This window comes from Streptomyces sp. NPDC001219 (assembly GCF_053597915.1).
Map to the genome: position 1 here is coordinate 23333 of NZ_JBSFJF010000009.1, position 24680 is coordinate 48012.

The 24680-nt window shown below is 74.1% G+C and carries 25 protein-coding genes; 17 read left to right on the forward strand and 8 right to left on the reverse strand.

Going from position 1 to position 24680, the window contains the following annotated elements; translation table 11 throughout:
• Positions 1-21 precede the first annotated feature (21 nt).
• From ACWC9R_RS07890 to ACWC9R_RS07910, 5 genes are all read left to right on the forward strand, one after another.
• On the forward strand, positions 22-855 hold the full coding sequence (locus tag ACWC9R_RS07890; RefSeq protein WP_450729503.1) for a M55 family metallopeptidase: 834 nt from the start codon (positions 22-24) through the stop codon (positions 853-855).
• On the forward strand, positions 848-2212 hold the full coding sequence (locus ACWC9R_RS07895) for a M20/M25/M40 family metallo-hydrolase (protein WP_450729504.1): 1365 nt from the start codon (positions 848-850) through the stop codon (positions 2210-2212). The genes ACWC9R_RS07890 and ACWC9R_RS07895 overlap by 8 nt, the downstream gene beginning before the upstream one ends.
• Positions 2213-2255: 43 nt before the next feature.
• A complete protein-coding gene (locus ACWC9R_RS07900; protein ID WP_450729505.1) occupies positions 2256-4283 on the forward strand; it encodes a prolyl oligopeptidase family serine peptidase in 2028 nt (675 codons plus the stop codon).
• Positions 4280-5212 (forward strand): S66 peptidase family protein, encoded by a 933-nt coding sequence (locus tag ACWC9R_RS07905; protein WP_450729506.1) that lies wholly within the window; start codon positions 4280-4282, stop codon positions 5210-5212. Before ACWC9R_RS07900 ends, ACWC9R_RS07905 begins: the two co-directional genes overlap by 4 nt.
• A gap of 219 nt (positions 5213-5431) precedes the next feature.
• Positions 5432-7246 carry an alpha/beta fold hydrolase gene (locus tag ACWC9R_RS07910; RefSeq protein WP_450729645.1) on the forward strand — a complete coding sequence of 605 codons (1815 nt, stop codon included), beginning with the start codon at positions 5432-5434 and terminating at the stop codon, positions 7244-7246.
• Between the two features lie 108 nt (positions 7247-7354).
• On the opposite strand, the gene ACWC9R_RS07915 is transcribed toward ACWC9R_RS07910, so the two are convergent.
• Positions 7355-7549, reverse strand: coding sequence for a ferredoxin (locus ACWC9R_RS07915; protein WP_450729507.1), 195 nt, complete (start codon positions 7547-7549; stop codon positions 7355-7357).
• Positions 7550-7584: 35 nt separating this feature from the next.
• Entirely contained in the window at positions 7585-8772 is a 1188-nt protein-coding gene (locus ACWC9R_RS07920) for a cytochrome P450 (protein WP_450729508.1), read from the reverse strand.
• Positions 8773-8813: 41 nt separating this feature from the next.
• On the opposite strand from ACWC9R_RS07920, the gene ACWC9R_RS07925 reads away from it, so the two are divergent.
• The 3 genes from ACWC9R_RS07925 to ACWC9R_RS07935 are packed head-to-tail and all read left to right on the forward strand — an operon-like array spanning position 8814 to position 10162.
• Positions 8814-9179, forward strand: coding sequence for a hypothetical protein (locus ACWC9R_RS07925; protein WP_450729509.1), 366 nt, complete (start codon positions 8814-8816; stop codon positions 9177-9179).
• A 43-nt stretch (positions 9180-9222) separates the two neighbouring features.
• A complete protein-coding gene (locus ACWC9R_RS07930; RefSeq protein ID WP_450729510.1) occupies positions 9223-9774 on the forward strand; it encodes a GNAT family N-acetyltransferase in 552 nt (183 codons plus the stop codon).
• A 13-nt stretch (positions 9775-9787) separates the two neighbouring features.
• A complete protein-coding gene (locus tag ACWC9R_RS07935; RefSeq protein ID WP_393362881.1) occupies positions 9788-10162 on the forward strand; it encodes a glyoxalase superfamily protein in 375 nt (124 codons plus the stop codon).
• 92 nt (positions 10163-10254) lie between these two features.
• Here ACWC9R_RS07935 and ACWC9R_RS07940 read toward each other — a convergent pair whose 3' ends face one another.
• On the reverse strand, positions 10255-10977 hold the full coding sequence (locus ACWC9R_RS07940) for a GntR family transcriptional regulator (protein ID WP_450729646.1): 723 nt from the start codon (positions 10975-10977) through the stop codon (positions 10255-10257).
• 155 nt (positions 10978-11132) lie between these two features.
• Between ACWC9R_RS07940 and ACWC9R_RS07945 the strand changes: the two genes are divergently transcribed.
• The 4 genes from ACWC9R_RS07945 (at position 11133) to ACWC9R_RS07960 (ending at position 14760) form a co-directional block, all read left to right on the forward strand.
• Positions 11133-11330 (forward strand): hypothetical protein, encoded by a 198-nt coding sequence (locus ACWC9R_RS07945; protein ID WP_450729511.1) that lies wholly within the window; start codon positions 11133-11135, stop codon positions 11328-11330.
• Positions 11327-11557, forward strand: a complete 231-nt coding sequence (locus tag ACWC9R_RS07950; protein ID WP_450729512.1) for a DUF7848 domain-containing protein — start codon at positions 11327-11329, stop codon at positions 11555-11557. Before ACWC9R_RS07945 ends, ACWC9R_RS07950 begins: the two co-directional genes overlap by 4 nt.
• A 161-nt stretch (positions 11558-11718) precedes the next feature.
• Entirely contained in the window at positions 11719-12624 is a 906-nt protein-coding gene (locus tag ACWC9R_RS07955) for an arginase family protein (RefSeq protein ID WP_450729513.1), read from the forward strand.
• 108 nt (positions 12625-12732) lie between these two features.
• A complete protein-coding gene (locus ACWC9R_RS07960; protein WP_450729514.1) occupies positions 12733-14760 on the forward strand; it encodes a DUF5107 domain-containing protein in 2028 nt (675 codons plus the stop codon).
• A 22-nt stretch (positions 14761-14782) separates the two neighbouring features.
• Here ACWC9R_RS07960 and ACWC9R_RS07965 read toward each other — a convergent pair whose 3' ends face one another.
• Complete coding sequence (locus tag ACWC9R_RS07965) at positions 14783-16111, reverse strand: aldehyde dehydrogenase family protein (protein ID WP_450729515.1); 1329 nt, start codon at positions 16109-16111, stop codon at positions 14783-14785.
• A gap of 64 nt (positions 16112-16175) precedes the next feature.
• On the opposite strand from ACWC9R_RS07965, the gene ACWC9R_RS07970 reads away from it, so the two are divergent.
• The 3 genes from ACWC9R_RS07970 (at position 16176) to ACWC9R_RS07980 (ending at position 18509) form a co-directional block, all read left to right on the forward strand.
• A complete protein-coding gene (locus ACWC9R_RS07970) occupies positions 16176-16832 on the forward strand; it encodes a TetR/AcrR family transcriptional regulator (protein WP_450729516.1) in 657 nt (218 codons plus the stop codon).
• Between the two features lie 100 nt (positions 16833-16932).
• Entirely contained in the window at positions 16933-17856 is a 924-nt protein-coding gene (locus tag ACWC9R_RS07975; RefSeq protein WP_450729517.1) for an NADP-dependent oxidoreductase, read from the forward strand.
• Between the two features lie 128 nt (positions 17857-17984).
• A complete protein-coding gene (locus ACWC9R_RS07980) occupies positions 17985-18509 on the forward strand; it encodes a protease inhibitor I42 family protein (protein WP_450729518.1) in 525 nt (174 codons plus the stop codon).
• Between the two features lie 102 nt (positions 18510-18611).
• Here the strand turns inward: ACWC9R_RS07980 and ACWC9R_RS07985 are convergent, their stop codons facing one another.
• The 4 genes from ACWC9R_RS07985 to ACWC9R_RS08000 all read right to left on the reverse strand — a co-directional run bounded on the left by ACWC9R_RS07985 (position 18612) and on the right by ACWC9R_RS08000 (position 22763).
• A complete protein-coding gene (locus tag ACWC9R_RS07985) occupies positions 18612-18971 on the reverse strand; it encodes a VOC family protein (protein ID WP_450729519.1) in 360 nt (119 codons plus the stop codon).
• Between the two features lie 37 nt (positions 18972-19008).
• Entirely contained in the window at positions 19009-20187 is a 1179-nt protein-coding gene (locus tag ACWC9R_RS07990) for a CapA family protein (RefSeq protein ID WP_450729520.1), read from the reverse strand.
• A 123-nt stretch (positions 20188-20310) separates the two neighbouring features.
• Positions 20311-21126: a class I SAM-dependent methyltransferase gene (locus ACWC9R_RS07995; RefSeq protein WP_450729521.1), complete on the reverse strand. Its 816-nt coding sequence runs from the start codon at positions 21124-21126 to the stop codon at positions 20311-20313.
• Between the two features lie 155 nt (positions 21127-21281).
• Entirely contained in the window at positions 21282-22763 is a 1482-nt protein-coding gene (locus ACWC9R_RS08000) for a phosphatase PAP2 family protein (RefSeq protein ID WP_450729522.1), read from the reverse strand.
• Positions 22764-22882: 119 nt separating this feature from the next.
• Here ACWC9R_RS08000 and ACWC9R_RS08005 point away from each other — a divergent pair, with 119 nt between their 5' ends.
• Together ACWC9R_RS08005 and ACWC9R_RS08010 are read left to right on the forward strand one after the other, a co-directional pair.
• A complete protein-coding gene (locus ACWC9R_RS08005; RefSeq protein WP_450729523.1) occupies positions 22883-23332 on the forward strand; it encodes a GNAT family N-acetyltransferase in 450 nt (149 codons plus the stop codon).
• A gap of 124 nt (positions 23333-23456) precedes the next feature.
• Positions 23457-24674: an aminotransferase class I/II-fold pyridoxal phosphate-dependent enzyme gene (locus tag ACWC9R_RS08010; protein WP_450729524.1), complete on the forward strand. Its 1218-nt coding sequence runs from the start codon at positions 23457-23459 to the stop codon at positions 24672-24674.
• Positions 24675-24680: the final 6 nt, after the last annotated feature.

Here is a 24680-nt window from a genome sequence, read left to right on the forward strand (position 1 = left end):
GCTGCGACGGGACTGGTGCATGTGAAAATCCTCATCTCCGCGGACATGGAGGGCGCCACGGGCGTGACCTGGCCGGCCGACGTGCTGCCGGGGACGCCCCAATGGGAGCGCTGCCGCGCCATGTTCACGTCCGACGTCAACGCGGCGATCGCCGGGTTCTTCGACGGCGGGGCCGACGAGGTGCTGGTCAACGAGGCGCACTGGACGATGCGCAACCTGCTGCTGGAACAGCTCGACGAGCGCGCGCAGATGCTCACCGGGCGGCACAAGTCGCTGAGCATGGTCGAGGGCGTGCAGCACGGAGACGTCGACGGGATCGCCTTCCTCGGCTACCACACCGGCGCGGGCACCGAAGGCGTCCTCGCGCACACCTACCTCGCCAACACCCTCACCGGCGTCTGGGTCGACGGCACCCGCGCCAGCGAGGGTCATCTGAACTCCCTGGTGGTCGCCGAGTACGGGGTGCCCGTGGTGCTGGTCACCGGCGACGACCGCACCTGCCAGGACGCCCTCGGATACGCGCCGCAGGCGCCCGGGGTGGCGGTCAAGGACTATGTGTCGCGCTATGCGGCGGTCTGCCGGCCGCCGGCTCGTACGGCGGCCGAGATCCGGGCCGCCGCCCACAAGGGAGCGGCGCTGGCGGTGCGTCACGAACCGGCCCGGCACGGCCCGTTCCGCCTGGAGCTGGAATTCGACGCCGAACACCTGGTGGGCGCGGCGACCTGCGTGCCCGGTGTGGAACGCTGCGGGGAGCGCCGTATCGCCTACACCAGCCCGACCATGTACGAGGCCATCCGGTGCTTCAAGGCGGTCACCACCGTCGTGTCGTCCGCCGTGGAGGAACAATATGGCTGAGGTGGAGTCCGCCGGGGAGCCCGGGACCGGAGCGGGCGCCGGCGTGGACCGGCAGGCGCTCGACGAGGTGGTGCGGTTCACCTCCGACCTGATCCGGATCGACACCAGCAACTCCGGTGACGGCACCTGCCAGGAGCGCCCGGCCGCCGAGTACGTCGCCGAGCGGCTGGCCGGGGCCGGGCTGGCGCCGACGCTGCTGGAGCGCAGCAGGGGCCGGACGAACGTGGTCGCCCGCATCGAGGGCACCGACCCCGCGGCCGACGCGCTGCTGGTGCACGGCCACCTCGACGTGGTGCCGGCCGAACCCGCCGACTGGAGCGTGCACCCCTTCTCCGGGGAGATCCGCGACGGTGTGGTCTGGGGCCGCGGCGCCATCGACATGAAGAACATGGACGCGATGGTGCTCGCCGTGGTCCGCCGGTGGGCCCGCGACGGGGTGCGGCCCCGGCGGGACCTCGTGCTCGCCTTCACCGCCGACGAGGAGGCCAGCGCCGAGGACGGCTCGGGCTTCCTGGCCGACCGGCACCCGGGACTCTTCGACGGCTGCACCGAAGGCATCAGCGAGTCCGGGGCCTTCACCTTCCACACCGGCGACGGCACCCGGCTGTACCCGGTCGCGGCGGGGGAGCGCGGCACGGCCTGGCTGAAGCTGACCGCCCGGGGGCGGGCCGGGCACGGCTCGAAGGTCAACCGCGAGAACGCCGTCAGCCGGCTGGCCGCGGCCGTCGCCCGGATCGGCACGCACGACTGGCCGGTCCGGCTCACCCCGACGGTGCGCGCCGCGCTCCGCGAACTCGCCGCGCTGCGCGGCATCGAGGCCGACGTCGACGCGCCGGACTTCGACGTCGACGCGCTGCTCGGCCGGCTCGGACCGGCCGCCGAGCTCGTCGAGCCCACGGTCCGCAACAGCGCCAACCCGACGATGCTGGCGGCCGGTTACAAGGTCAACGTGATCCCCGGAACGGCCGTCGCCCATGTCGACGGCCGGGTGGTCCCCGGCGGCGAGGCGGAGTTCCGCAGCACCCTGGACGACCTCACCGGACCCGACGTGAGCTGGGAGTACCACCACCGCGAGGTCGCGCTCGAAGCCCCGGTCGACGCCCCGGCGTTCGCCGCGATGCGGGCCGCGATCGAGCGCTTCGACCCGGGCGGCCGGGTCGTGCCGTACTGCATGTCCGGCGGCACCGACGCCAAGCAGTTCTCCCGGCTGGGCATCACCGGCTACGGCTTCTCCCCGCTGAAACTGCCCGAGGGCTTCGACTACCAGGCACTCTTCCACGGCGTGGACGAACGTGTGCCGGTCGAGGGGCTGCACTTCGGTGTCCGGGTGCTCGATCATTTCCTGCGCGCGGCCTGACCTGCCGACGCGTGCCCGACCGGTGGTGGAGAGGAACGACAGCATGGTGACCACGGCTCCGTACGGTGGCTGGACATCCCCGATAGCGGCCCGGACGGTCGCCGCGCACGACGGCCGGCCCGCCTTCGTCGGCTTCGTCGGCGACGAGGTGTGGTGGACCGAGCCGCGGCCCGCCGAGGGCGGCCGGCGCGCGCTGGTGCGCCTCCGGCCGGACGGCACCGAGGAGTCGGTACTGCCCGCGCCCTGGAACGTCCGCAGCCGGGTGCTGGAGTACGGCGGCCAGCCCTGGGCCGGTACGGTCACCGACCGTGGACCGCTGGTCGTCTTCAGCGACTTCGCCGACCAGCGGCTGTACGCCTACGCACCGGACAGCGACGAGGCGCCGCGCCCGCTCACCCCGCACTCCGCCGTCGGCGACGGGCTGCGCTGGGCCGACCCGGTGCTGTGCCCGGAGCGCGGTGAGGTGTGGTGCGTCCTGGAGGAGTTCACCGGCGACCGGCCGACCGATGTGCGCCGGGTGATCGCGGCCGTGCCGCTCGACGGCTCCGCCGCCGAAGACCGCTCGTCCATAAGGGAGTTGACCGACGACCGGCACCGCTTCGTGACCGGCCCGCGGCTCTCCCCGGACGGCCGGCGGGCCGCCTGGCTCGCCTGGGACCACCCCCGGATGCCCTGGGAGGGCACGCTGGCGATGGTGGCCCGGGTCACCGGGGAAGGCGAGTTCGCTGACATCCGGCCGCTCGTCGGTGACCTCGGTCCCGAAGGGCCGCACGGCGGCGCGGCCGGGGAGTCCGTCGCCCAGGTCGAGTGGGCGGCCGACGGCTCCCTGCTCTTCGTCTCCGACGTCAGCGGCTGGTGGGAGCTGCAGCGCATCGACCCCGATGCCCAGGGCGACGGCGTGGTGGCGAGCCGGGCGCTGTGCCCGGGCCGGCAGGAGGAGTTCGGCGGACCGCTGTGGACCGTCGGCCAGCGCTGGTTCCTGCCCCTGGACAACGGCACCCTCGCGGTGATCCACGGCCGCGGTGCCACCCGCCTGGGCATCCTCGACACGGTGAGCCGCGAACTGGTCGACGCGGCGGGCCCCTGGACCGAATGGGCGCCCAGCCTCGCCGTGCACGGCAGCCGCGTCATCGGCATCGCCGCCGGTGCCCACAGCTCGTACGAGATCGTCGAACTGGACACCTGCACCGGACGCGCCCGGGTGCTCGCCTGCCGGCACACCGACGTCCTGGACCCGGCCTACTACCCCCGGCCGGTCGAGCGGACCTTCACCGGCCCCGACGGGCGCGCCATCCACGCCCACCTCTATCCGCCGCACAACCCCGACCACCGCGCCCCCGAAGGTGAGCTGCCGCCCTTCGTGGTGTGGGCGCACGGCGGCCCCACCGGCCGGGCCCCGCTGGTGCTCGACCTGGAGATCGCCTACTTCACCACCCGCGGCATCGGCGTCGCCGAGGTCAACTACGGCGGCTCGACCGGCTACGGCCGTACCTACCGCGAGCGGCTGCGCGGCGAGTGGGGCGTGGTGGACGTCGAGGACTGCGCCGCCGTCGCCCGCACCCTGGCCGACGAGGGCACTGCCGACCGCGCGCGGCTGGCGATCCGCGGCGGCAGCGCCGGCGGCTGGACCGCCGCCGCCTCCCTGACCACCACCGACCTCTACGCCTGCGGCACCATCAGCTACCCGATCCTGGACCTGACCGGCTGGGCCACCGACGAGACCCATGACTTCGAGTCGCGGTATCTGGAGTCGCTGGTGGGCCCGCTCGCCGAGGTGCCCGACCGCTGTCGCGAGCGCTCGCCGCTGCACCGCGCGGACCGGATCACCGCACCGTTCCTGCTGCTCCAGGGCCTGGACGATGTGATCTGCCCGCCCGCGCAGTGCGAACGGTTCCTCGCCGAGGTCGCCGGGCGCGCCGTACCGCACGCCTATCTCGCGTTCCCCGGTGAGGGACACGGCTTCCGCCGCGCGGAGACCATCGTGCGCGCCGTGGAGGCCGAACTCGCCCTCTACGTCCAGACCTTCGGCATCTCCCGCGGCGATGTCCCGGCGCTGGAGCTGCGCGGATGACGGGGGCCGGGCTGGTCAGGCCCCCGCGGCTGCGGCCCGGTGACCGGGTGGCGGTGGTGGCGCCCAGCGGCCCGCTCGTGGCGGAGCGGCTGGACCGGGGGCTCGACGTGCTCCGCGGCTGGGACCTCGACCCGGTCGTCGCGCCCCATGCCCGCGGCACCCACCACACGCTGGGCCATCTCGCCGCCACCGACGAGGAGCGGGCCCGCGATCTCCAGGAGGCGTGGTGCGACCCGTCCGTCAGGGCGGTGTTCGCGGCACGCGGTGGCTACGGCGCCCAGCGGATGGTCGACCTGCTGGACTGGGACGCGCTCCGCGCCGCGGCCCCCAAACCGCTGGTCGGCTTCAGCGATGTGACGGTGCTGCACGAGGCGTTCGCGGTCCGGGCCGGGGCGTCCACCCTGCACGGCCCGGCCGCCGCGGGGGAGGTCTTCCTCAAGGACGACGCCACCCGGGACCATCTGCGGCGCACGCTGTTCGCGCCGGAGACCGTACGCACCCTGGCCTCGCCGTCCGCCCGGCCGCTGGTGCCGGGCCGGGCCCGCGGGGTCACCCTCGGCGGCTGTCTGGCCCTGCTCGCCGCCGAGCTGGGCACCCCGTGGGCCAGGCAGGGTGCGGCGGGCGGGCTGCTCCTGCTGGAGGACGTCGGGGAACCGCCGTACCGCATCGACCGGGCGCTGACCCAACTCCTGCGCGCGGGGTGGCTGGACGGCGTCGCCGGGATCGTCCTCGGCTCCTGGGCCCGCTGCGGTCCCTACGAGCGGGTGCGGGAGGTGCTGGCGGACCGGCTGGCCGGGCTCGGGGTACCGGTGGCCGAGGAGTTCGGCTTCGGGCACGGTGAGTCCGCGCTGACCGTGCCGCTGGGCGTCCCCGCCGAGCTGGACGCGACGGCCGGCACACTGACCTTCGAGGCACCGGCGACGGTGTGAGCCCCCGCCAGGCCTGAGGGCAGGTCCCCCTGCCGTACGGGGCGTCCGCGGCCCCTCCCCGCCCGTGGGCGCCTCCGCCTCCGCCCGTGGACGCCCCTGAACGCACGTCCTAACCCCGACGCGGCTACGGAGCGTTGACTCGCCGTCACCCGTGCCGCAGCATGAGCGCGCCGCTACCGACTGGTTGGTACGACCTGTGTGGAGGTCCTCGTGCCCAGCGTGTCCCGAGCCGTGTCGCGCCCCGTGCTCCGCGGGTCCCTCGCCCTGCTGGCCTGCTCCGCCCTCGTCGCGCCGCTCGCCCTGACCGCCCCCGCGGTCGCCGCGGCCGACCCGTACACCGTCACCGCGCTGAAGGTCACCGTCCCGGCCGGGGACCGCAGTTGCACCCTGGACGCGGACGTCTACCGCCCGGCCGCGGTGGACGCCGCGCACCCGGCGCCGGCCGTGCTGACCACCAACGGGTTCGGCGGCAGCAAGAAGGACGGCTCCACCGACGGCCTCGCCAAGGCCCTCGCCGCCCGCGGCTATGTGACGCTGGCCTACTCCGGACTCGGCTTCGGCAAGACCGGCTGCCCGATCTCCCTCGACGACCCCGGGGTCGACGCGCGGGCCGCGAGCGGACTGGTCGACCTGCTGGCCGGTACCCGTACGGCCGACGACGGGACCCGGGTCGACTACGTCACCAAGGACGGCGCCCGCGACCCACGGGTCGGGATGATCGGCGGCTCCTACGGCGGCGCCATCCAGCTGGCCACCGCCGCCGTCGACCACCGGGTCGACGCGCTGGTCCCGCTCATCACCTGGAACGACCTCTCCTACTCCCTCGACCCGAACAACGCGGGCCGCACCCACGGCGTCACCGGCCCGCTGCCCGGCGCCTACAAGTGGCAGTGGACGAACGGGTTCTTCCTGATCGGCGAGGCACAGGGGCTGCTGCATCCACAGCTCGACCCCTCGCGGACCGGCGGCTCCGGCTGTCTGCACTTCGTCGCGCGGGCCTGCGAGACCAAGCGGCTGCTGGACTCCGGGAAGTACCCGGCGGAGCGCACCGAGGCCGTGCTCCGCTACACGCGCAGCGTCTCCCCGGTCTCGTACCTGTCCGCGGTCAGGGCGCCGACACTGCTCGTACAGGGCCAGAACGACAGCCTGTTCAACCTCAACGAGGCCGCCGCCACCTACCGGACCCTCGCCGCGCAGGGCACCCCGGTCAGGATGATCTGGCAGTCCTGGGGCCACAGCGGCGGGATGCGGAAGCCGGCGAAGGGCGAACTCAACCTGGCACAGGGCAATCTGGACACCAGCTACGTCGGGCAGCGCGTCCTGGCGTGGTTCGACCACCACCTGCGGCACCGGACGGCGACCGGAACCGGCCCGGCCTTCGCCTACCACCGGGACTGGGTGACCGACGGGTCCGCCTACGCCACCTCGCCCGCCTTCCCGGCGGGCACCACCCGGCGGCTCTACCTCTCGGGGGACGGCACGCTCGTCACCCGTCGCGGCGCGGTGACCCGCGGCAGCCGGGAGTACCGCAACCTGCGGATGCCCACCAGCCATTCGGAGAGTTCGCTCTCCGGGATGCTGGGCCTGCCGGACGTGGCGCCGTACGACGCCAGGGGCACCCACCTCGACTGGACCTCGAAGCCGGTGGCGGGCGGACCGGTGGACGTGGTGGGCGCGCCGAAGGTGACCCTGAAGGTCGCCTCGCCGCAGGCCGAGCGGGCACAGCGCTCCGCGGACGCGGCCGACCGGCTGGTGCTGTTCGCCAAGCTCTACGACATCGCGCCGGACGGCCGGAAGACGCTGGTGCACCGGCTGGTGGCCCCGGCCCGGGTGCCCGATGTGACCCGGCACTTCACCGTGGAACTGCCGGGCATCGTGCACCGTTACGCGCCGGGGCACCGGCTGCGCTTCGTGATCGCCGCGAGCGACGACGCCTATGTGGGCAATCGCGGCGTGAAGCCGGTGACGGTCAGCAGCACGCCCGAGGACACCGGCGTCCTCGAACTGCCCGTCACGCAAGGGGTGTTGCGGTAGCGGATGGGGTGGAAGCCGTAGGGACGGGGGGGAAGGGCGGAGCGGCGCGGGCGCGCCCCGGGTGTCAGGTGCCGGGTGCGTCGGCCGGGTCGTCCGCGAGGAGGCGGCTCAGTCGTCCGTGACCGCGAGGGCCTGCACGGGGCAGGCCCTCGCGGCCTCCCGCACCAGCGGGTCACCCGCGCCGTCCTCACGGCCGGGCAGCAGGGCACTGAAGCCGTCGTCGTCCTGGGTGAAGACCCCCGGCGCGGTGAGGGCACACTGCCCCGCACCGATACAGCGGTCGGTGTCGATCGCGATCCGCATTCCGGACCCCTTTCGTCGGTCTGCCGGCCCGGCCGCTACCAGGCCAGCGGCAGTTCGATCATTCCTTGCAGGGTGTCTCCGCCCTTGAACGGAATCCCCTCGGCCGGCACCGCGAGCCGCAGGTCCGGAATCCTGGTGAACAGCGAGCGCAGCGCGATCTCCATCTCCGCGCGGGCGAGGTTCTGCCCCAGGCACTGGTGAATCCCGAAGCCGAACGCCACGTGATGGTGGGCCGAACGGTCGAGGTCCAGCTCGTCCGGTGACGGATAGGCGGCGTCGTCCCGGTTGATCAGCGAGGTGGGGAACAGCACCCCGTCATCGGCGCGGATGACCTGCCCGCCGACCTCGATGTCCTCGGTGGCCACCCGCAGCAGCCCGTCCGCGATGGACAGGAACCGCAGCAACTCCTCGACGGCGGCCGGCATCAGCCCCTCCTCGGCCCTGAGCTGCGCCAGCTGTTCGGGGTGCTGCAGCAGGGTGAAGGTGCCGAGCGAGATCATGTTGGCGGTGGTCTCGTGACCGGCCACCAGCAGGATCATGGCGAGCCGGACCAGCTCCTCGCGGGTGAGCGAGCCGGCCCGCAGCCGGTCCTCGATCAGCTCGTCCAGCAGCCCGTCGCCCGGCCGTTGCTCCTTGGCGGCGATCAGCCCGGTGAGGTACTCCTCCAGCTTCAGCCGGGCGTCCTCCGCCTCCTCGGCCGTCCGGCCGCTCAGGATGCGGCGGGACTCCTCCTCGAAGAACTCGTGGTCGCCGTACGGGACACCGAGCAGGGAGCAGATGACCATGGAGGGGACCGGCAGGGCGAACGCGGAGACCAGCTCGGCGGGCGGGCCCTGGGCCAGCATCCGGTCGAGCAGCCCGTCGACGACCCGCTGGATCTCGGGGCGCAGTGCGGCGACCCGCTTGACGCTGAAGCTCGGGATCAGCATCCGGCGCTGGGTGTTGTGCTCCGGGTCGTCGACCCCGATCAACGGGGTCCGCACCCGGCGGATCGGCGCGAAGCGCTCGACCGGTATCGGGAAGGCCGGGTTCTGCCGGTCGGCGGAGAGCCGCTGGTCGGTGAGCAGCGCCCGGGCCTCGGTGTGGCCGGTGACCGCCCAGACCCTGCGCCCGTCGTAGAACGTGACCTGGGACAGCGGCCCGGCCTCGCGCAGCGGCTGGTAGCCGGCGGGCGGGTGATAGGGACAGGTGCGGTCCTGAAAGTAGGGGACAGCTTCGGTCATGGAGTTCCTCCCGTACGAGGCTCGCGTGGCGCGAGTGGCTCGTGTCTGAGATGGCCCTGCTGCGGCGCGCCGTGCTCACCGCGCCGATCTCACCTCATGCCGGGGATGCCGGGCATGTCTACGCGCAGATCGGCCAACTTCGGTGCAGACAGGGCGTGTTCGGACCGCTGCGCTCCGTTCGCGGCGGGGTCAGGGTGTCGCCCACGCCGTCCGGAGAGCGGTCGCGGCCGGCCGGGTCACCGGCCCCCGACGGCGCCCCGTACGACCCCGCCGACCACCTCCGGGAGACCGACAGCCCCGCCGGCCGGCTCCGCCACGCCCTGCCGCCCGTCTCCTTCACCGGCGCACCGGCCACCTGGGCGACCCCGCCCGGCCGGTGCGGCGCGGACGCTCCGGTGTGGCGGTAGCGCGCCGGCGGCGTCCCGCCGGTGGTCTGCGTACGATCTTCCGGTGACGAGCAACGACCGCTACCTCGCGCGCGGCCCGCGGGTGGGCATCCGGCACTTCACCGCCGCCGACCGGGACGAGTTCACCGCGCGGGCACGGGAGAGCGCGGAGCTGCACCGCCCCTGGCTCTTCCCGCCCGTCACGGACGCCGCGTACGACGGCTATCTGCTGCGGCTCCAGGAGCCGCAGCGCGAGGGCTTCCTGATCTGTGAGGCGGCCGACGGGCGGATCGCCGGCTACCTCACGATCAACAACATCGTGCACGGCGCGTTCCGCTGCGGTGCGATCGGCTACGGCGCCTTCGCGCACGCCGTCGGCCGCGGCCTGATGAGCGAGGGCCTGCGGCTCGTGCTGCACCACGCCTTCACGGCGCTGGGCCTGCACCGGCTGGAGGCCAACATCCAGCCGGCCAACGAGCAGTCGCTCGCCCTGGTCCGGCGGGCCGGCTTCCGGCTGGAGGGCTTCTCCCCGGACTTCCTCTTCCTCGACGGCGCCTGGCGCGACCACGAACGCTGGGCGATCACCGCGGAGATGGCCGGCGGACCGCCGAAGTGATGCAATGTCCGTCATGAGCATCGACTTCCACCGCACCGTCCCGGTCTTCCGGATCTTCGACGTGGCCAAGGCCCATGAGTTCTACGTCGGCTACCTCGGCTGCACGGTCGACTGGGAGCACCGCTTCGAGCCCGGTATGCCGCTCTACACCCAGGTGTCGCGCGGCGACCTCGTGCTCCACCTGTCGGAGCACCACGGCGACGCGACGCCCGGCTCCACGGTCTACACCGAGCTGAGCGGGGTGCGCGCGCTGCACGCCGAGCTGGCCGGGAAGGACTACCCGTATCTGCGCCCCGGCCTGGAGCAGGACGAGATCGGCACCTCACTCACACTGACCGACCCGTTCGGGAACCGGCTGCGCTTCAACGAGCCGAGTCCGAGGCGATGACACGGCGGTAGCTGAGGGCGCGCAGTGCGTGTCGTACGCCGGGTCCCCGAAGGCCGCGGGCGGTCATCCGGGGACGCTTCGCACGGGACGGATCAGGGCTGATACTCGTAGCCGATCGTGAACCGGGGCGGCAGGCACCACTCCCCGTACTCGATGACCCCCTCCGCATCCGACCAGCGGTGAGCACCGGCCAGGATGGGAGAGCCGACCGGCAGGCCGAGGGCGCTCGCCTCGCGGGCATCGGCGGGACGGGCGTGCATGTCGTCACGGGCGTGCGTGATCGTGCGCGCGGTCGCCTCCAGAACCCGGGCCGACAGCCCGTGGTTGCGCCCTGGGGCAGTGTTCAGCAGGTCCGGCACGAGGGCGGCGAAGGGGGCCGGATACCAGGTCACCGCGAACACCGTCCGCGTCTTGCCCCGGCCGCCCAGCCACTCACGCCGCACCACCTGATCCCCGGGCTCCAGGTCGAAGATCTCCGCCACGTACAGCGGCGGGACGATCAGTTCGGCCGCCGTCACCCGGCTCGTTTCACCCTCCGCCAGAAACGACTTCACCCGCTGGACCCGGGCCAGCCGGTCCCGCGCCGACAGAGTCCAACGCGGATCATCGGCGACATAGGTGCCCCGGGGGGTGGTGCGGATGAAGTTCTCCACCTGAAGGGCCTGCAAGGCGCGGGACACCGTGGCGGCCGCGGCCTGCCACTGCCCGGCGATCTCCCGGTTCGTCGGCAGCCTGGCGCCCGGCTCGAGCTCCCCCGACAGGATGCGCTCGCGGAAGTGATCCGCGATCTTCGTGAACGTCTTGGGACTGGGCATATGGCCTGCCCCTCCAGTGAGTTGACGTGTCATCAGCGGCAGCACACTAGTGCACTGTGAACCGTAGCGGAAGTGCTTCGGCCGCTCGAATACTGAACTAGAGCACCGACCTGTCAAGGGGTTGGTCATGTGACGTTCGAAGGTGGCGATGCGTAATGACGGAGCCGACCAGGCACTCGACCCATCCGGTCGAACTCCCCTTGCGGCTGGGCCCGGAGCCGGCACCCGCCGAAGGCTGCGCGGGCTGCGCCGAGCTGGTCAACGTACGTAACCGGGCCCGCATGGTCGGCGATATGACCACCGTCACCGACTGCAACGTCTACCTGCGACGCCACCCCGAGGGGCACCAGTGAGCCTCCGAGCCGTCTACCGGCACATCACCCACACCATCCGCCACGCCCCCGAAGTCGGCATCACCTACGAGACGTTCTGCGTCACCGCCGGATGCGGCGCCGAATCCGGCCCCCACGACGCGCAAGAGGGCGCACAGGACTGGGCGCTCCGCCACACCGGACGCACTGGCCACGACGTGTTCAGGCGCGTCGTCACCGACCATGCCAAGGTCATCCGAACCGAGTAGCACCCCACCGGCAGTGGGAACAGGACGGCGAGGCGGGGCGCTGGGCCGCCATGGAGCCCCGCATTCCGTTCCGCGCGGGTCAATGAGCCGAAGAACAGGGCTCTTTCGCCGGATCTCTCCAGCCCTCCCCATAGCCGCCGCCGCTGTGTGACGATCAAGGCATGCGCCGTACCGTACTGATCGATGCCCCCTCCAATCTGGGACTGCGGCCGCCCGCGCCCGGGACCGTGCCCGGGTGCTACAAGCTCGCGGGTGCCCTGCGTGAGCAGGGACTGCTGCGCCGGCTCGGTGCGCTGGAGGGCGGTGTGGTGGTGCCGCCGCGCTACGACCTGGGGGACTGGAAGGAGGGGGACGGCGACTTCAACGCCGCCGCTCTCGCTGGCTACACGGTCCGGCTCGCGAACCGTGTCGAGGGGCATGTGGGCAGCGGTGACTTCCCGGTGGTGCTGGGCGGGGACTGCTCGATCCTGCTCGGCGCGGTGCTCGCGCTGCGGCGGCTGGGGCGCTACGGCGTCGCCTACCTCGACGGGCACGGCGACTTCCGGCACCCGGACAACGAAGCGGTCTCCGGGCCGGTCGGGGCCGCGGCCGGGGAGGGCCTGGCGCAGATCACCGGCCGGGGCCAGGCGGATCTCACGGACCTCGACGGGCTGCGGCCGTACGTCCGCGAGGAGGATGTGTGCGTCCTCGGCATCCGCGACGCCGACGAGGACCAGGCGGAGCTGACCGGGCTCGGGATCAGCCACGCCCCGGTCGGTGAGATCCGGCGGCGCGGCCCGGAGGTGGTGGCCCGCGACGTCCTCACCCACTTCCAGCGCGCGCACCTCGACGGCTTCTGGATTCATCTCGACGCTGACGTGCTCGACCCGTCCGTGATGCCGGCCGTCGACAGCCCCGACCCCGGCGGTCTGCTCACCGGGGAACTGCGGGCGCTGCTGGGCCCGTTGGCCGCCTCACCGCGCTGCGCCGGCATCGACGTCACCATCTACGACCCGGACCGCGACCCGGAGGGGACCGGTGCGGCGCTGCTCACCGCCCTCCTTGAGGGGGTCTTTGCGCAACCCTGACCTCGCCCGGCACCACCAGGGCCTGTGCAGGGCGGCGGACACGCGGTTCCATGGTCAACAGGAGGCCGCCGCAGCCGGGGTGGCCCGGTCCAGCATTGCGAGGCAGCCGTGGCCACGAGTGTGCGACGCACCACCCTGACCCTTCCCGCCGCCTCCCTCGGCCCGGACAACCCGCTCCCCGCGCTGTGCACCGGCCCCGACCCGCATCGCGTCGCGGTCCCCCGGGACTCCGGGCTGCCCGCCGACATGGCGCGGCAGCTCGGCTGGGAACCGCTGCACTCGGTCCTGCCCGCCCCGCTGCGCGACGGCTACGGCCGGGCCCGCCGCAGCACCGACCTGGACGCGCTGGTCGTCGAGAACGACCGGCTGCGCGCCACCGTCCTGCCCGGCCTCGGCGGCCGCGTGTACTCCCTGCTCCACAAGCCCAGCGGCCGTGAACTGCTCTACCGCAACCCGGTGTTCCAACCCGCCGCCTTCGCCCTGAATGGCGCCTGGTTCTCCGGCGGCATCGAGTGGAACATCGGCGCCACCGGGCACGGCACCCTCTCCTGCGCCCCCGTGCACGCCGCCCGCGTACCGGCGCCGGACGGCGGGGAGATGCTGCGGCTGTGGGAGTGGGAGCGGCTGCGCGACCTGCCCTTCCAGGTGGACCTGTGGCTGCCCGAGGGCTCCGACTTCCTCCACGTCGGCGTGCGCATCCGCAATCCGCACCACCACACCGTGCCGGTCTACTGGTGGTCCAACACCGCCGTCCCCGAAGGGGAGCGCACCCGCGTCCTGGCCCCCGCCGAAGCGGCCTGGCACTTCGGCTACGCACGGACCCTGCGCCGGGTCCCGGTCCCCGACGCGGACGGCGCCGATCGCAGTTACCCACTGCGCAGCACCCACCCCGCCGACTACTTCTACGACGTGCCCGACGGCGCCCGCCGCTGGATCGCCTCCCTCGACGCGGACGGCCGCGGTCTGGTGCAGACCTCCACCGACACCCTGCGCGGCCGCAAGCTCTTCCTGTGGGGCGCGGGAGCGGCCGGGCGGCGCTGGCAGCGATGGCTCACCGAGCCGGGCACCGGCGGCTACGCCGAGATCCAGGCCGGGCCGGCCCGTACCCAGCTGGAACACCTGCCGCTGGAGGCCGGCGGCGCGCTCAGCTGGCTGGAGGCGTACGGACCGCTGGAGGCCGACCCGGCGGCGGTGCACGGCGCGGACTGGGGCGCGGCCCGTACGGAGGTCGCGGACCGGCTCCAGGCCGCCCTTCCCCGGGCGGACGTCGAGGCCGCCCACGCCGCCTGGCTGCCGTACGCCGACCAGGAACCGAAGGAGGCGCTGGCGGCCGGGTCCGGCTGGGGCGCACTGGAGGCGGTCCGTACGGGACTCGACCTGCCCGGCACGCCCTTCGGCCCGGCCACACTGGGCGCGGAGCAGGAGCCGTGGCTGACGCTGCTGAGGACCGGGGACCTGCCGGCCGGCGGCCCGGTACCCGGTCCGGTGCTGACCGCGCCCGCCTGGCGCGAGCTGCTGGAGTCCGCACCGCCCAGCCCGTCCACCGACTACCACCTGGGGCTCGCCCAGTGGCGGGCCGGCGACCGCGCGCAGGCCGTCCGCAGCTGGGAGCGGGCCGTCGGGCACGGCGCGGGCTGTCTGCCGCTGTACTGCCTGGCCGTCGCCGAGGCCGCGGCGGGCGAGCCGGCCCGCGCCGCCGACCGGTTCGGGCAGGCCTGTGCCGAGGCGGCGCGGGCCGCCTCGGCACCGGACCCCGCCGCGCGGGCCTGGCGGGTGGTGCTGCCGGCCCTCGCCCGGGAGGCGGTGCCCGCGCTGCTCGCGGCCGGCCGTACCGAGGAGGCCGCGCGGCTGCTGGCGGACCTGCGGCCGGCCGAACCGGCCGATGGCCGCTTCCCGTTGCTGACCGCACAGGTGCTGCTCGCCCAGGGGCGGCCCGCCGAGGCCCGGGAGATCTTCGAGACCGGCTTCGAGATCGCCGCTCTGCGGGAGGGCGACGAGGTGCTCGGGGACACCTGGTACGCGATCGCCGAGCAGCTGGTCGCGGGCGGCGGTCCGGTCACCGAGGAGGTCCGTGCGGCGGCCCGCTCCGCCCACCCGCTCCCGGAGCGCTACGCCTACCGGATGCGGCCGGAGTAGCCGCGCCCGGTGCCGTCCGCCGTCAGGCCAGCGGCTTGTCGAGCACCGCCTTGGTGTGGCTGAAGGTGTCCAGCGAGTACTCGCCGTGGTAGCGCCCCATGCCGCTCTCGCCGACCCCGCCGAACGGCAGGCCGGGCGCGGTGAGATGGGCGACCGGCAGCCCGAAGGTGAGCGCACCGGAGGAGGTCTCGGCCAGCAGCCGGCGCTTGGTGTCCTCGGACGCGGTGAACGCGTAGAGGGCCAGCGGCTTGTCCCGTTCGTTGATGAAGGCGATCGCCGCGTCCAGGTCGGGCACCGGGACGAGGGGCAGGATCGGCCCGAATACCTCCTCCTGCATCACGGGTGCGTCCGGGGCGACGTCGGCGAGGACGGTGGGCGCCAGATAGCGCGCGGCGCGGTCGTGTGTGCCGCCGAGGACCGTGCGTCCGCTGTCCAGCAGGGCGGTCAGCCGGTCGAAGTGCCGTACGTTGACGATCCGTCCGTACTCCTCCGCGGTGGCCGGGTCGGCTCCGTAGGCCTCGCGCACCGCCGCGGCGAGGTGCGGCTCGATCTCCCGCGCGGTGTCACCGATCGCCAGGACGTAGTCGGGTGCCACACAGGTCTGGCCGGCGTTGAGGAACTTGCCGGTCACCAGCCGCCGGGCGGCCGCGGCCAGATCCGTGCCCGGGTCGAGGACGACCGGGCTCTTGCCGCCCAACTCCAGGGTGACCGGGGTGAGATGGGCCGCGGCGGCGGACATCACGATCCGGCCGACGGTGCCGTTGCCCGTGTAGAAGATGTGGTCGAAGCGCTGGGCCAGCAGGGCGGTGGTCTCCGGGACGGCGCCCTCGACGACGGCCACCGCGTCGCCGTCCAGGTGGCGCGGCAGCAGCCGGGCGAGGGCGGCCGAGGTGGCGGGGGCGAGTTCGCTGGGCTTCACGACGGCGCAGTTGCCCGCGGCCAGCGCCCCGACGAGCGGGGCGAGCGCCAGTTGCAGCGGGTAGTTCCAGGGCGCGATCACCAGGACGACGCCGAGCGGTTCCCGGACGGTGTGCGCGGTCGCCGGGAGCAGCCGCTCGGGCAGCTCCGCCGGGCGGGGCGCCAGCCAGCCGTCGAGCCGGTCCAGGGTGTGGTCGATCTCGTGGAGGGTGAAGCCGATCTCGGTGCGGTACGCCTCCTGGGGGCCCTTGCCGAGGTCGTCGGCGAGGGCGGCGAGGAGCTCGTCGCGGTGCTCGGTGAGCAGGGTGCGCAGGGCCGTCAGCTGGCCGCGCCGCCACTCCGGCGAGGCGGTGCGGCGGGTGGTGAACGTGCGGCGGAGCCGGTCGACGACGGCGGCGGCATCCAGGTCGGGGGTGAGGGTGGGAGAAGCCATGCCGCCGAGGCTACACGAAACGAAAATATTTCGTTTCGCAATGCGTGGCCGGTAGACTCCCGGTGTGGCCGAACACACCGAGAGCAACCAGACCGCGACCCCCGGGCGGCAGCCGTCCCGTGGCCGGCCGCGGGACGCCGAACGCGACCGGGCGCTGCTCGCGGCCACCCTCCAGGTCCTCCAGGAGAGCGGCTACGGCGGCCTGACCACCGCGGCCGTCGCCAAGCGCGCCGGGGTGTCCACCGCGACCCTCTACCGCCGCTGGCGCTCCAAGGAAGACCTGGTCGTCGGCACCGCCGTCAGCTGGGCGAGCGACCTCGGCCCGCAGCCCGACACCGGCAGCCTCCGGGGCGACCTCGCCGTCCTGCTCCGGGACAAGGCGGCGACGCTGGAGGGCCCCGGCGGACGGCTGCTGCACATCCTGATCGGCGAGGCCGCGCACAACGAGGCGCTGGCCCGGGTCCTGGACACCGCGATCGTCCAGCCGGTCCGCGACCGGGCCGCCGACGTGGTGCGCCGCGCGGTCGCCCGCGGCGACATCCCGCCGCTGGAGAACGCCCATGTACTGGCCGATCTCGTCGTCGGCTCCATGGTCAGCCGCCTCTTCCTGACCCCCGACGTGACGTACCGGGGCACCGCCGACGGCCCCACCTCCGGAGAGGCGGCGATCAGCGAACTCCTCCCGTTCCTGCTGCGCGCCCTGGGGACCCAGCCGGGCTGAGGGGCCCGGGGCGAGCCCGTCCCGCCCGCTCGTACGCCATTGCGGTGACCGTCCCCGCGACCGTGGAATGAACCCGTACCGTCACGCGTTGTAGCGGATCATGAAGGCAATCATCGCGAACAGCTACGGCGGCCCCGAGGTTCTCGACTACACCGACCACCCCGATCCGAAGGTGGGCCCCGACTCCTTCCTGGTCCGGGTCAAGGCGGCCGGGGTCAATCCGGTGGACTGGAAGATCCTCGCGGGCTATCTGGACCCCATGATGGACGCGCACTTCCCGTTCGTCCCCGGGTGGGACGTGGCGGGCGTGGTCGAGGCGGTCGGCGCGGACGCCACCGAGTACGCGATCGGTGACGAGGTCATCGGCTATGTCCGCAAGGACGAGGTGGCGCACGGCACCTACGCCGAACTGGTCGCCGCGCCGGTCCGGACCCTGGCCCGCAAGCCGGTGTCGCTCAGCTGGCAGCAGGCCGCCGGACTGCCGCTCGCCGGGCTGACCGCCTGTCAGGCGCTGGACCGGGTCGGGGTGACGAAGGGCGAGACCGTGCTGGTGCACGCCGCCGCGGGCGGTGTCGGCTCGCTCGCCGTCCAGGTCGCGGTCGCGCGGGGCGCACGGGTCATCGGCACGGCCGGCGAGCACAATCACGCGTTCCTGCGGTCCCTGGGCGCGGAGCCGGTCACCTACGGTGACGGTCTCGCGGGCCGGGTGCGGGAGCTGGCGCCCGAAGGCGTCGACGCGGCAGTGGACTTCGTCGGCGGCGGCGTCGTGGGCGTCTCGCAGGAACTCCTCGGGGACCGCGGCCGGGTGGCCTCCATCGCCGACGGCGAGGTGACGGCGAAGGGCGGCCACATGGTGTGGGTCCGGCCGGACACCGCGGACCTGACCACACTCGGCGCGCTCGCGGACGCCGGCAAGCTGACGGTGCCGGTCGCCTCGTCCTTCCCCCTGCCCGAGGCGGCCGAGGCGCTCCGGCAGAGCATGACGGGCCGCACCCGCGGAAAGATCGTGCTGGACGTGTCCTGAGACCCGCTTCCGCGCCTCGCGGCAGGCGTGCCGCACGGGCCTCCGCCGGGGGGCGGCGCGTCAAGTCGGCTGTGGGCAGGGCAGGATGGCGCTCCCGGCAGACCGCACGAGAGAAGAGATCGCCAGCCATGCCCGCACCGTCCGCGTCGGAGGCCCCCGCGGCACCGTGGAGACCCGCACCCACGCCCCGCGTCCCCGCCCGGCCGCTGTCCCTGGCGCTCCTCACGCCCCTGGTGCTCACCGCGCTCACCGGCTGCGGTCTCACCGGTCCCGCCACCTACGACCCCGACGAGACCGCCGTCGAGGCCGAACCGGGCGAGGAGTTCACCCTCTCCGTGCCGTCCAACGCCTCCCTCGGAGAGCGCTGGTACGTGGCATCGCCGCGGCCCGACGGGGACGTGGTGCGGGCGACCCGCGAGGACCACGAGTACCCGGACAGCGACGCGGACGGAGCGTCCGGCGGCTCCCAGCTCTTCGGCTTCCGTGCCGTCGGCCCGGGGAGCACCACGATCCGGCTGATCCACTGCCCCGTGAGCGCGTGTGTCACCGAGGGCGGCTCGGCCACCGCGTCCCCGGCCCCCTCCGACGGGCCCACGGGCGCCCCGGCCCGCAGCCGACCCGACTACCGCACCTACACGGTGACCGTGGGCTGACCGGCTCCGGGAGACGCTCCGGGGCCCGCCCGCCCGGGGCCCGCCCGCCCGAGGCCCGTCCGCCCGGGGGCCGCAGTCCCGCGCCGACCCTCTGCGGAGGTCTCAGGCCTCCGGGCCCTGCTGCCGGTCGACGTACTCGAAGATCGAACCGTCCGGATGGCGGGCCACCAGGTTGCGGCCGATCGGGGTGGGCAGCGGGCCGGCGATGATGTCCGCGCCGACCGCCTTGAGATCGGCCACCGCCTCGTCCACGTCCTTGACGGCGAGGGTCGCCGTGATCTTCCGCAGTACCGACAACTCCGCCTCGGGGCCGCTCATCAGGAAGAAGCACCCGACCGCGGCGACCGCCACCCCGCCGCGCTGGAAGCGGATCGCCTCGGCACCGGTCAGCCGTTCGTAGACGCCGATCGCGGAATCGAGATCACCGACGCACACCCGCAAGGAGGTCCCCAGAATGTCCATACGGGCCACCCTAGTTGGGGGACCGGCCCGGACGCGATCACTTGGCCATCATCAGACCGCTGTCCGCCGCGCCCCGGGACAGCACGATGTCCCGGATGCTGTCCCGGGCCCGTGCGTAGTCGCCGCGACCGGGCTGTCCGGCCAGCGCCGCGTTGAGGTTCACGACCCGGAACCCGTCGTTGACATCGGTGAGTTGGGGCAGGAACTCCGCCTTGCGGACCGTCCAGCGGCCGCCGGGAGCGGCCGGGCCGGCGAAGGTGAAGCGGGCCATGGAGCTCTGGTTTCCGCGGCCGTCCGGCTGGTCGCTGTGGTTGAACATATGGCCCGCGAGCTGGTCGCCCATCCCGTAGACGACCCAGGTGCCGTTGACCTTCTCGTACGCCTGCGGGACATGTGCGTGGGTGCCGAGGATCAGGTCGACGTCGGGCCGTCCCCCGGTGCGGGCGGCGGTCAGCGCGCGGGCCAGGGTGCGCTGTTGCTCGTCCGGCTGCTGCTGCCACTCCGTGCCCCAGTGGATGCTGACGACCACCACGTCCGCGCCCGCCCGGCGGGCCGCGCGGGCGTCCGCGAGGATCTTCTTCGAGTCGATCAGGTTGACCGCCCAGGGGGCCTTGACGGGCAGCGGGATGCCGTTGGTGCCGTAGGTGTACGAGAGCTGGGCGACCTTCGCGCGGCCGGCCCGCAGCAGCGTGACCCGGGAGGCCTCGGTGGCGGAGCGGGCGGAGCCGGCATGGCGCAGGCCGACCGCGTCCATGGCGCCGAGGGTGCGGTGCACCCCGTCGGCGCCGTCGTCGAGGGTGTGGTTGGAGGCGGTGGAGCAGGAGTCGTAGCCCGCGTCCTTGAGGGCCGCGGCGACCTCGGGCGGGGACTTGAAGCTGGGGTAGCCGGTGAACGGTCCGCCGTCCCGGCCGTAGATCGTCTCCATATGGCAGATCGCCAGGTCGGCGCCGGAGACCACCGGTTTCACCCCGGCGAACATGGCACGGAAGTCATGGCCGCGGCCGTGCGCGTCATCGCCGGACCGCCGGATGATCTCGTTGTGCGGCAGGACGTCGCCGGTCGCCAGGAGGGTGAAGGACGAGGCGGCCAGGGCCCGCGCGCCGCCCGGCGGGGCGGACCGCGCGGAGCGGGCGGGGCCGGTGGGCTGCTGGGTGCCGCAGCCCACCGCCAGGAGGGTCAGCGCGGCTATCGCGGTGAGGCGTCGTTGTGGGGTCACGCCCCATCCATATCGGGATTAATAGGATTTATCTGCCGGGGAGGGGGTGTGGCTGGGCCGTCGGAGCGACGTGCCGGGGGCGGCCCCGTGGAGGCCGGGCCGGGCGGGCCTCGATGCGCGCGGTCAGACGCGGCAGAGGATCTCGCCGTGCAGGATGCCGAACCAGCCGTCCTCCTCGGCGCCCCAGGCCCGCCAGGCCCGCGCGATCCGGTCCAGCTGCTCCGCCGTGGCGTGCCCGCCGTCCACCGCGGTCCGCGCGTACGCGGAGTGGACCGTGCGGTCCGCCCACAGCTCGCTCCACCAGGAGCGCTCCTCGGGTGTGCGGTAGAGCCAGGTGCCGGCCGTGGCGGTGATCGCGCCGGGGGCGAAACCGGCCTGCCGGGCCCAGGCGTGCAGCCGGCGCCCGGCGTCCGGCTCGCCCCCGTTGGCGCGCGCCACCCGCCGGTACAGCCGCAGCCAGTCGGCCATCCCGTCGGTCTCCGGATACCAGGTCATCGCGGCGTAGTCCGAGTCGCGGACGGCCACGATCCCGCCGGGCCTGGTGACCCGGCGCATCTCGCGCAGCGCCTGGACGGGGTCGCCCACGTGCTGGAGGACCTGATGGGCGTGCACCACGCAGAAGGTGTCATCGGGGTGGTCCAGTGCGTGGACGTCGCCGACCGCGAAGCGGACGTTGGTCACCCCGCGGGCGGCGGCCGTCGCCCGGGCCTGTTCCAGGACGTCCGGCGCCTGCTCCAGGCCGGTGACCTGCCCGTCCGGCACCAGCGCTGCCAGATCGGCGGTGATGGTGCCGGGGCCGCAGCCGATGTCCAGAATCCGCATGTCCGGGCGCAGTGCGTCGAGCAGGTATCCGGCCGAGTTGGCGGCGGTGCGCCAGGTGTGGGAGCGCAGCACGGACTCGTGGTGGCCATGGGTGTAGACGGCGGATTCCTGCGGCATGGTCGGCTCCTTCGCGTGCGTCGGAGGGCGACCGGGCGGCGCGCTGCGGCACCCCCGGCCACCGCCGGGCGGCCGTCCGCACCGCGCCGCGGCCGCGCCTCGGCGTGGAGCTCACACCGTACGCGGCCATCCCGAATGATGAGAGTGGCGTCTCGTCATTCGGGCAGAAGGCGGTAGACCGTCAGCGCCTCGTTCTGCTTCTCCAGTGTCAACTCGCCCGGAGCGGGCGCGACTTCACCGTCGAAGGCCAAGGTGGTGCCCTGCGGGAGGTCGCTGATCCGCAGCCGGGACAGCCGCGCCTCACCGAGCACCGGAGAGCTGCGCGGGGCGCCCGTCAGGGCCGCGAGGAGCAGCCGGGTGCGGGCCAGCCGGCCGCCGTGCACCACCCGCACATCGAGCACCCCGTCCGCCAGGTCGTGCCGCCGCACCGGAGCGAAGCCCAGCCCCCGGTACTGGCTGTTGCCGACGAAGAGCAGCCACACGGCGCGCCGCTCGCCGTTGATCCGCAGCGTCAGCGGCTCGGCGGTACGCAGCACCTCCCAGGCCGCCAGCACCCCGGCGGGCCAGGCGCCGATCCGGCCCGCCCAGTGCTCACGGATGCGCACCAGCTCCGGATACGCGCCGATCGAGAAGGTGTTGAGGAACTGCCGTGCCTCCAGATGCGGCCCGGCCCGGAAGCGCGCCACGTCCACCGCGACGGCCTCACCGGTCTCCACGGCCCGTGCCGCCGACGCGTACGTCTCGATCCCCAGGTCGTACGCGAAGTGGTTCAGGGTGCCGCCGGGCAGCACCGCGAGCGGCAGCCCGTGCCGTACCGCGACCGCCGCCGCGGCGTTGACGGTGCCGTCCCCGCCGAGCACCCCCAGCGCGCCGCCCAGCTCCCTGGCCCGCTCGGCGGCGTCTTCGAGGGCCTTGTCCAGCGACGGCCCGTCCGGATCGCCGCACACCGTCACCTCGGCCTTCGGCAGCACCCCGTGCACCTCCTCGGCCCGGTCCGGGCGGGCGCCGGAACGCTGCCCCGACCCCTGGTTCGCCACCACGACCAGCCCGCGGCCGCCGGGCAGCGCGGGCGCCTCGGCGCGCGGCCGGGCGGGCGGCGCCAACTGGGCGCGGGTCGGTGCGAACCCGCGCACCGCGAACGCCGCACCGGCCCCCAGCGCGGCGCCCGCCAGCACATCACCCGGATAGTGCACGCCCGTATAGACGCGGGAGAACGCCACTGACGCGGCGACCGGCGCCAGCGCCAGCCCCCACCACTTGTTCTCCATGGCCACACCGGTCGCGAACGCCACCGCGGAGGCCGCGTGCCCGGAGGGGAAGGACGAGGTGAGCGGCTGGCGGTGCAGCTGCCGTATCACCGGCACCGTGTCCAGCAGCGGGCGCTGCCGCCGTACGGAGCGCTTGCCGAGGGTGTTCACCGTCGCCGACGCCACGGCCAGCGAGGCCACTCCGCGCAGCGCGGCCCGACGCATCGGCCGGCCCCCGACGGCGGCCGCACCGGCCGCGAGGCCGAACCACAGCAGCCCGTGGTTGGCGCTCCGGGTCAGCCGGGGCAGCACCCGCTGCGCGCCCGGCCATTCGCGCGCCGCAATCAGGTCGAAGGTCCGCCGGTCGAGATGGGTCAGTAGCGATCGCATGCGCCACCTTGTACCCCAGACGGCCCGGAACAGGCAGCATCCCGCCGCGGCGGCCCGCGCGGCGCCGCGGAGCGCGTCCCCCGCGGATACCGCTCCGGCCGCTGTGCTTCCATGCCCGGATGATCAGGAGACGCCATGACCGCGACCTCGACGCCTGTGTGGCCGTGCTGGCCGAGGTGCACACCCACAGCGGCTATCCGCACCACTGGCCCGACGAGCCGGCGCGCTGGCTGACCCCCGACGGGCTGACCGCCGCCTGGGTCGCCGAGACGGACGGCGCGGTCGCCGGTCATGCCGCGCTGTGCGGCGCCGAGGTCAGCCGGCTCTATGTCGCGCCCGCGGCACGCGGCGCGGGCCTCGGCGGACGGCTGCTGCACGCCGTCGAGGAGGAGGCCGCGGCCCGCGGACTGCGGCCCGTACTGGAGGTGAAGGCCACCGACACCGCGGCCATCGCCCTCTACGAACGGCGGGGCTGGCTCCGCCGCGCCACCGAACGGCAGGACTGGGGCGCCGGCGAGACGGTCATGGTGCACCACTACGAGGCGCGGCCGGTGCGCCCGGCGCATTGAGTGCCGGTCCCTCCCTCCGCTGACGTGTCGCCCCCGGTCGCCACCCCGGTGATCTGCCAAGGTGGACGGGGCCGCCCGTCCTGTGGGCCCACGATCGACCCGCCGTCGTGGAGTGGAGGAACGGATGCAGCGGACCGCCCCCGGATCTCCGCGGCCCGAGCCGGACCCGGAGCCGCCGGTGGGCCTGCCGGTCCTCCCGGAACTCGCCGCCCACCTCGCCGCGGCCGCCGACCGCACCGAGGCCGAGCCCCTGGGCGGCGCCGCGCCGCTGCGCACCGCCGCCTGCGGCTACTGGGAACGCCGCGGCCTGGCCACCACCCCCGACCGGGTGCTCGCCGCCCCCGGGGCGCCGGCCCTGCTTCTCGCGCTGTACGCCGCGGCCGGCGGGGCGGTGGTGCTGTCGCGGCCCTGCTCCGCGTCGTACGCACCCCCCGCCCGGCTGCTCGGCCGCCCGGTGCACCTCGCCCCCGTACCGGCCGAATCCGGCGGGATGCCCGACCCGTTCGCGCTGCTGGAGACCGTCCGCCGGGCCCGGATGCACGGCGACACCCCGCGAGTGCTGGTGCTGTCCGTCGCCGACGACCCGACCGGCACCTGCCCCGCGCCGGAACAGCTGCACGAGGTCTGTGAGGCGGCGGCGGACGAAGGGCTGTGGGTCGTCAGCGACGAGACCCGCCGCGATCTGCTGCACGATCCGCACGACACCGTGGTGCTCAGCCCCGCCGAGATGCTGCCCGACGGGGTCGTGGTGCTCACCGACCTGCGGGCCACCCTGGTGCCCGCCTCCTGGCCCGCCGCGCTGGCCCGCTTCCCCGACACCGGTCGCGGCGCCGCCCTGCACGCCGCCGTGCTGGACGCGCTCACCGCGCTGCGCACACCGCTTCCCGGCCCGCTCGGCTGCGCCGTCACCCATGCGCTCGGCGAGCCCGGCGAGGTGCGCGCCAGGACGGCGACCGCCGCCCGGGTCTACGGCGTGCTCGCCACGGCGCTCCACCACCTCGTCACCGGGGCCGGCGCCGTCTGCCGCCCACCGCACTCCGGCAGCCACCTGTACGCCGACTTCGAGCCGCTGCGCCGTCCGCTCGGGGCCCGCGGGATCGTGGAATCTAACGCGCTGGAGCGGGCGTTGGCGCCCTGGGGTGCGCGCGGCGGCCACCGTTTCGGAGACGCGCCGGGCGCCCTGCGGGTACGCCTCGGCGCCGAGGCCCTGCTGGGCGACGGCCGGGAACAGCGGCAGCGCGCCCTGACAGCCCCCGACCCGCTGGAACTTCCGCACATCGCCGAGGGGTTGACCGCCCTGTCCCGCACTCTGGCCGGGCTCACGGGCTCCTCGCACGGCTGATCGCCG

Coding starts and splice junctions, on each gene's coding strand:
- ACWC9R_RS07895 (WP_450729504.1), top strand. CDS start 848: ATGGCTGAGGTGGAGTCCGCCGGGGAGCCCGGGACCGGAGCGGGCGCC.
- ACWC9R_RS07900 (WP_450729505.1), top strand. CDS start 2,256: ATGGTGACCACGGCTCCGTACGGTGGCTGGACATCCCCGATAGCGGCC.
- ACWC9R_RS07905 (WP_450729506.1), top strand. CDS start 4,280: ATGACGGGGGCCGGGCTGGTCAGGCCCCCGCGGCTGCGGCCCGGTGAC.
- ACWC9R_RS07915 (WP_450729507.1), bottom strand. CDS start 7,549: ATGCGGATCGCGATCGACACCGACCGCTGTATCGGTGCGGGGCAGTGT.
- ACWC9R_RS07920 (WP_450729508.1), bottom strand. CDS start 8,772: ATGACCGAAGCTGTCCCCTACTTTCAGGACCGCACCTGTCCCTATCAC.
- ACWC9R_RS07935 (WP_393362881.1), top strand. CDS start 9,788: ATGAGCATCGACTTCCACCGCACCGTCCCGGTCTTCCGGATCTTCGAC.
- ACWC9R_RS07940 (WP_450729646.1), bottom strand. CDS start 10,977: ATGCCCAGTCCCAAGACGTTCACGAAGATCGCGGATCACTTCCGCGAG.
- ACWC9R_RS07945 (WP_450729511.1), top strand. CDS start 11,133: ATGACGGAGCCGACCAGGCACTCGACCCATCCGGTCGAACTCCCCTTG.
- ACWC9R_RS07955 (WP_450729513.1), top strand. CDS start 11,719: ATGCGCCGTACCGTACTGATCGATGCCCCCTCCAATCTGGGACTGCGG.
- ACWC9R_RS07965 (WP_450729515.1), bottom strand. CDS start 16,111: ATGGCTTCTCCCACCCTCACCCCCGACCTGGATGCCGCCGCCGTCGTC.
- ACWC9R_RS07975 (WP_450729517.1), top strand. CDS start 16,933: ATGAAGGCAATCATCGCGAACAGCTACGGCGGCCCCGAGGTTCTCGAC.
- ACWC9R_RS07980 (WP_450729518.1), top strand. CDS start 17,985: ATGCCCGCACCGTCCGCGTCGGAGGCCCCCGCGGCACCGTGGAGACCC.
- ACWC9R_RS07985 (WP_450729519.1), bottom strand. CDS start 18,971: ATGGACATTCTGGGGACCTCCTTGCGGGTGTGCGTCGGTGATCTCGAT.
- ACWC9R_RS07995 (WP_450729521.1), bottom strand. CDS start 21,126: ATGCCGCAGGAATCCGCCGTCTACACCCATGGCCACCACGAGTCCGTG.
- ACWC9R_RS08000 (WP_450729522.1), bottom strand. CDS start 22,763: ATGCGATCGCTACTGACCCATCTCGACCGGCGGACCTTCGACCTGATT.
- ACWC9R_RS08005 (WP_450729523.1), top strand. CDS start 22,883: ATGATCAGGAGACGCCATGACCGCGACCTCGACGCCTGTGTGGCCGTG.
- ACWC9R_RS08010 (WP_450729524.1), top strand. CDS start 23,457: ATGCAGCGGACCGCCCCCGGATCTCCGCGGCCCGAGCCGGACCCGGAG.